Origin of the sequence: Exiguobacterium sp. s128 (genome assembly GCF_018618815.1) — a bacterium.
Taxonomy (GTDB): domain Bacteria; phylum Bacillota; class Bacilli; order Exiguobacteriales; family Exiguobacteriaceae; genus Exiguobacterium_A; species Exiguobacterium_A antarcticum.
Genome location: NZ_JACSMT010000072.1, coordinates 1 through 5340 on the forward strand (window position 1 = coordinate 1; position 5340 = coordinate 5340).

Below are 5340 nucleotides of genomic sequence, written 5' to 3' on the forward strand. Positions count from 1 at the left end.
TGCAAAAACACCTCCGATGTTAGTACTTTTTAAAAGTGTACCACTCCGAAGGTGTTTTATATTGTCTCAAAATTTTAGGTTAGCCCAATCTCGATCCAGTGAGAGTAGCTGCTTTTTCTATTCTTTCAAAAATGTTGAAATGATGTCAGGCTTACGTTATACTAATATTAGAAAAAAATAGGCTTCCGTAGGTTAATGGCAGACCTCAGCAATGGTAATGCTGCAGTGCGAGTTCGATTCTCGCCGGAAGCATCAAAAATAAACAGGTCTTCCGTCACAAGTCAATTACTTGCGCGGAAGACCTGTTTTAGTTTGAATCAGGAATCGAACTTGAAGGAGACGTCCATGAATGAACTAAACATTTTGATTGGGAACGAAATCAAGCGGATTCGGCAAAAACGAAATTGGACTCAATCTGAACTGTGCCAAGGTATTTGCAGCCAAGCTGAGATCAGTAAAATTGAGAATGGACACAATTCGCCTACCGTTGATTTGTTGCAAAAAATCGCGAATCGGTTGCAGGTACCCGTTTCACTTTTACTAAAAAATCGCAAACAAATAAAAAAGCTTAAAGAATTGGATCATACGTTATTAAAGTTAACTCGAGAAGGAAACTATGATCGCATTCAAAGAAATGAAGGTATAGACCTTAGTGATTTAACAAGTGAAGCAATAATTTTATTTAACTATTATCATATGATAAGTGAATATCGAACTGGAAAATTTGATTATCGAACAACATCGGTCAAGTTGTACCGATTGCTTGAAAAAAAAGATATTAAGTATGAGTTTCCAGAAATTTATCTTCGTATAAAAATGGCCATCTCTATTTTATATGCAGAAAATGACGATTATAGACAAGCTGAAAAAATTTATAAAGAATTATTACATAGTGATTTCAGTAGTGAAGAAATGAAAGTACAGCAATTAAAAATCACCTATAATTATGCGAAATTATTATTTAAAGTTAAAAATTTTGAAAAGGGACTTGCTGTTACATTAGAAGGAATTCGATTAAGTGTATTATTGAATGATGCGTCTTACATTGCCCATTTGTATTATCAAAAAGGAGAGTTTTTTGAAGAATTATATGGTTTTGATGAAAAAACTTGCCGAGCATATACTATGGCGTATGAATTATTTAGTGCTTTTCAGATGGTTCGGTACGCAAGCATTGTAAAAGAGGTTAAAGAAAAATATCTTTGTTTATGAAATAGCCGAGAACACTCGTGACTTCAGTCGTGAGATGAATCGGTTCGAACAATCGGGATGGCTTTAGCCGTCCCGATTGTTCGACATCTCTACCCCCTTGCAGATCAACTCATAAACTGCTCCAGCAAAGGATGAAATCTATTTTTCTTTCTGATACGACTTAATCGCTTTCACTAGATTTTTCGGGAATTTAATCCGTTTGGGTATACACTCCCTCTTGACATCTCTTTTTGTTTTTTTTGTATAGACTACATACATATCGAAAGGAGGTGGAAATCAAGGTGAAAAAACACAAAGCGTACAAATTTCGCATTTATCCAAATAAAGAGCAGGAAATCCTGATCGCCAAGACAATCGGATGTTCACGATTCATCTTCAACCACTTCTTGGCGAAGTGAGAGGAAAGCTACAAGACGACAGGGAAAGGCTTGTCTTATGGCTCTTATTCCAAAGAAATTCCGATGCTAAAAGACACGTTTGACTGGCTAAAAGAAGTAGACAGCACTTCCGTGCAAACTAGCGTCAAACATCTTGCCTCCGCCTATAACCGCTTCTTCGAGAAGCAGAACCAACGCCCTCGATTCAAGTCAAAGCGTCATCCTGTTCAATCCTATAAGACGAACATCCAAGGGAAGTCTCAACTTCCTGAAGTATCGATCGTCGACAATAAGCTCAAACTTCCGAAACTGAAGTGGGTGCGGTTCGCTCACTCCAAGCAGGTCGAAGGTCGGATCTTGAATGCCACGATACGGCGTAACGCTTCAGGTAAATACTTCGTCTCCCTGCTCGTCGAGTAGGAAATCAACGAACTGCCGAAGGTAGGTTTGTCAGTCGGAGTCGACGTCGGACTTAAGCATTTTGCCATCCTGTCGGACGGCACGGTGTACAAGAACGACCGTTACTTCCGAACACTTGAGAAGAAACTAGCGCGCGAACAACGCAAGTTATCCCGTCGTCAGCGCATCGCCTTGAACAAGAAAGTGAAGCTGTCCGAGGCGAAGAACTATCAAAAGCAAAAGCGAAAGGTTGCCTGCATCCACGAGAAGATTGCCAACAAGCGAACCGATTTCCTTCACAAAGTATCGACCGAGATCGTCAAAAACCACGACGTCATCGGCATCGAGACCTTGCAGGTGAAGAACATGCAGAAGAACGGCAAGTTGAGCAAGTCCATCTCCGAGGTCAGTTGGTCGGAGTTCTTCCGCATGCTGGAGTACAAGGCAGAATGGTACGGGAAGACCTTTGCCTCCAGTCAATTGTGCTCCAGTTGCGGCCATCAACACAAAGACGTGAAACATCTTGGTTTGCGTGAATGGACATGCCTGATTTGCGGCATCCACCACGACCGTGATGTGAACGCAGGACTGAATCTCAAACAAGGAGCAGAACGCATCTTAGCTTCTTCAACCGTCGGGACGACGGGGTTAGCCTGATCAATTTTCGACCGTTAGGTCGGATAACTCAGGAATCTCGGTACTTTAGTGCCGAGTAGTTCAAATAATCAGAAATAATAAATATAAAATAAGGGCTGTTATCGAATGATTCCACTATCAACGTCTATCGGCTATCAATTGAAACAAATTCGACTTGAAAAAAAACTAACACAAAGAGAAGTCTGTGAAAATATTTGTAGTCAAGCGGAACTAAGTAAGATTGAACAAGGAAAAATTTCAGCAACAATTGATATGATTCAAAAAATTGCCGGGAAATTAAATGTCTCGTTTTTACAATTGATTCAAGAAGAGACTCAGTCAATTGTGTTTCGTGAATACGATCGTGAATTAACAAATTTATTTCGTAACGGGAATTTTGATAAAGTTATTTTATCTGCTAAAAAAATCATAAAAAGTTCGCTAGATAATTCGATTTATTTGCTTGCTAAATATTTTGAACTAGTTTCATTAGAAGGGAAAAAATCAATCGACTATCGAACGTGTATTTCACAGCTATCTTTTTTAGCAGATCATGAAGACGTCTGGTATGAGTCTCCCGTGATGTATTTAAGGATTAAGCTAGCGATTGCTAACTACTATTACTTGAATCTTCAATACGCCCATTCGAGAAAAATTTATGAAGAATTGCTAATGATGGATTATGATACAGAAGAACTAACAAATTTGCGTTTGAAAATTTTATATAATCATGCACAACAATTATTTTTTCAAGGGGATTATAAAGAGGGGGATGACCGTTACTGAATTAGGTATGAATGAAAGTATTAGATGTATGAACACTTCATTTCTTGGTCATTTTTATTACCAGCGCGCTAATTTCAGAGAAAAATTAAGTTATCCTCTTCAGGTAATCAAAGAAGATTATTCGATGTCTTATTCGTTGTTTCTGGCACTAGATCTTGATCGTTATGTAGATATTGTAAAAAAAGGAAGAGAAGAGTATTTATTGTTTAAATTCTGATAAGGTTTTTAAGTAAGGGAGACAGTTGATGAATTCACTACCTGTATCGATTGGGAATGAAATAAAACAAATTCGTAAGGAAAAACGAATGACACAGGCGGCACTCTGTCAGGGAATATGCAGCCAGGCAGAAATTAGTAAAATTGAGAATGGCCGTAATTCTCCGACGATTGACTTATTGCAACAAATTGCAAAACGTCTTCGTGTTCCAATGTCTATGTTATTTCGTGACCAACATAGAAGTGAACAATTCCGTGAATGTGACCGACTTCTTACAAGATTACTAAGAAACCATCAATTTGACGAACTATTGATCCAAATTGAGAAAATAAAAAGTCGGTCAGCAAACAAGGAAATTGTACTTTTGTTAGAATACTTTGAAATTATTAGTAAAGAACGAACAAAAAAAGTTGATTTTCGATCTAGTATATCGCAGTTAGTGCATTTGACTGATACAGAAGATGTGTGGTTTGAGTCTCCTCAGATGTATCTTCGAATCAAAATGGCAATTGCAAATTTTTATTTTGAAAACAAGCAATTTATACATTCTGAAAATGTATACGAAGAAATACTGGGCTTGAACTACGACACGATCGAATTGAAAAAAACAAGAATAAAAATCATCTACAATCATGCGCAACAGCTTTCGTTTCAAAAAAATTATACAAAAGGTTTGGAAGTAGTGGCTGTAGGAATAAAAGAAAGTTTGGCTCTGGATGATGCATCATTTCTCGGTCATTTTTATTATCAACGTGGTTATTTCACGAAGAAAACAAATGGTAATCTTCAAGATATCAAGAGAGACTTTACACTTTCCTACAGCCTGTTCAAAGCATTTGAGATGCCTAGCTACGAACAGTTGGTAGTCGACAGTCATGAAGAATTTTTACTTTACAAGTTTTAAAATTGCTGACCGGCCTTCTCACACGCGGAGAGGGCTTTTTTGATGAGGTGTTCCGCTTGGTCCAGATATTGTTGGTGCCCTTCGAGGATGATGGTTTCGACGTCCTCGATTCCGAAAAAACGGAGAATATCAATCATGTAGCGGACTGCATGATCGGTATCCGCCTTGTCGGGCGTCGAGTAGTCGCCGCCTCTCGAGTGGAGCAACAAAACTTGTTTTCCTTTGACGAGTCCGACCGAACCATCCGGTGTATATCGAAAGGTTTGACCTGCTTGTGCCAGATAATCCATATAGTTATGCAACGGAGCGGGTACGGTTAAGTTCCACATCGGGAATGAAAAAACGATTTTATCTGCTTCGAGAAATCCTGTCAGATACTCCTGTAGCTTTTCGACCGGCACACTTTCGTCAGTATCAAGCGACTCCCCGCGAAACAGTTTTGCGGCCGACATGGCGAGTTTTAAATCAAAAAATGGCAATCGTTCTTCAAATAAATTTAAGACAATGATGTCATCTTCCGGATGATGTGTCCGGTAACTCGATAGAAACGTCTCATTCATTTCTGAACTGATTCCTTTCGACTGGTGGGTGCTATCATTAGCTTCGATGAATAATAGGCGACTCATAACGGATCGCTCCTTTCTATATTAGTCAATTACCCCAATCAAGGTGGACTTAGACGTCACACGAGAAACCAAAAGGATGGAGAATATAGGTTTTAATGGCTCATCACCATAACACGTGGTTGCTATTTTAACGACCAAGCTCAAGGTGCAATCTCAAAAAGAATCGTTCGAGGTTTCGGTAGC

Annotated in this window: 5 protein-coding genes, 1 tRNA gene and 1 pseudogene; 6 read left to right on the top strand and 1 reads right to left on the bottom strand. The window is 38.9% G+C overall.

Going from position 1 to position 5340, the window contains the following annotated elements:
* Positions 1-181: 181 nt before the first annotated feature.
* From KNQ13_RS15300 to KNQ13_RS15325, 6 genes and pseudogenes are all read left to right on the top strand, one after another.
* Positions 182-252, top strand: a tRNA-Thr gene (locus KNQ13_RS15300).
* A 93-nt stretch (positions 253-345) separates the two neighbouring features.
* Positions 346-1212, top strand: coding sequence for a helix-turn-helix domain-containing protein (locus KNQ13_RS15305; RefSeq protein WP_209548537.1), 867 nt, complete (start codon positions 346-348; stop codon positions 1210-1212).
* 281 nt (positions 1213-1493) lie between these two features.
* Positions 1494-2645: pseudogene (gene tnpB / locus KNQ13_RS15310) on the top strand (IS200/IS605 family element RNA-guided endonuclease TnpB).
* 105 nt (positions 2646-2750) lie between these two features.
* Positions 2751-3410: a helix-turn-helix domain-containing protein gene (locus KNQ13_RS15315; RefSeq protein ID WP_209548538.1), complete on the top strand. Its 660-nt coding sequence runs from the start codon at positions 2751-2753 to the stop codon at positions 3408-3410.
* Between the two features lie 28 nt (positions 3411-3438).
* On the top strand, positions 3439-3627 hold the full coding sequence (locus KNQ13_RS16255; protein ID WP_353048752.1) for a hypothetical protein: 189 nt from the start codon (positions 3439-3441) through the stop codon (positions 3625-3627).
* Positions 3628-3655: 28 nt separating this feature from the next.
* Positions 3656-4531 carry a helix-turn-helix domain-containing protein gene (locus KNQ13_RS15325; protein ID WP_209548540.1) on the top strand — a complete coding sequence of 292 codons (876 nt, stop codon included), beginning with the start codon at positions 3656-3658 and terminating at the stop codon, positions 4529-4531.
* Here the strand turns inward: KNQ13_RS15325 and KNQ13_RS15330 are convergent.
* Positions 4528-5157 (bottom strand): FMN-dependent NADH-azoreductase, encoded by a 630-nt coding sequence (locus KNQ13_RS15330; protein ID WP_026830741.1) that lies wholly within the window; start codon positions 5155-5157, stop codon positions 4528-4530. The genes KNQ13_RS15325 and KNQ13_RS15330 overlap by 4 nt on opposite strands.
* Positions 5158-5340 lie beyond the last annotated feature (183 nt).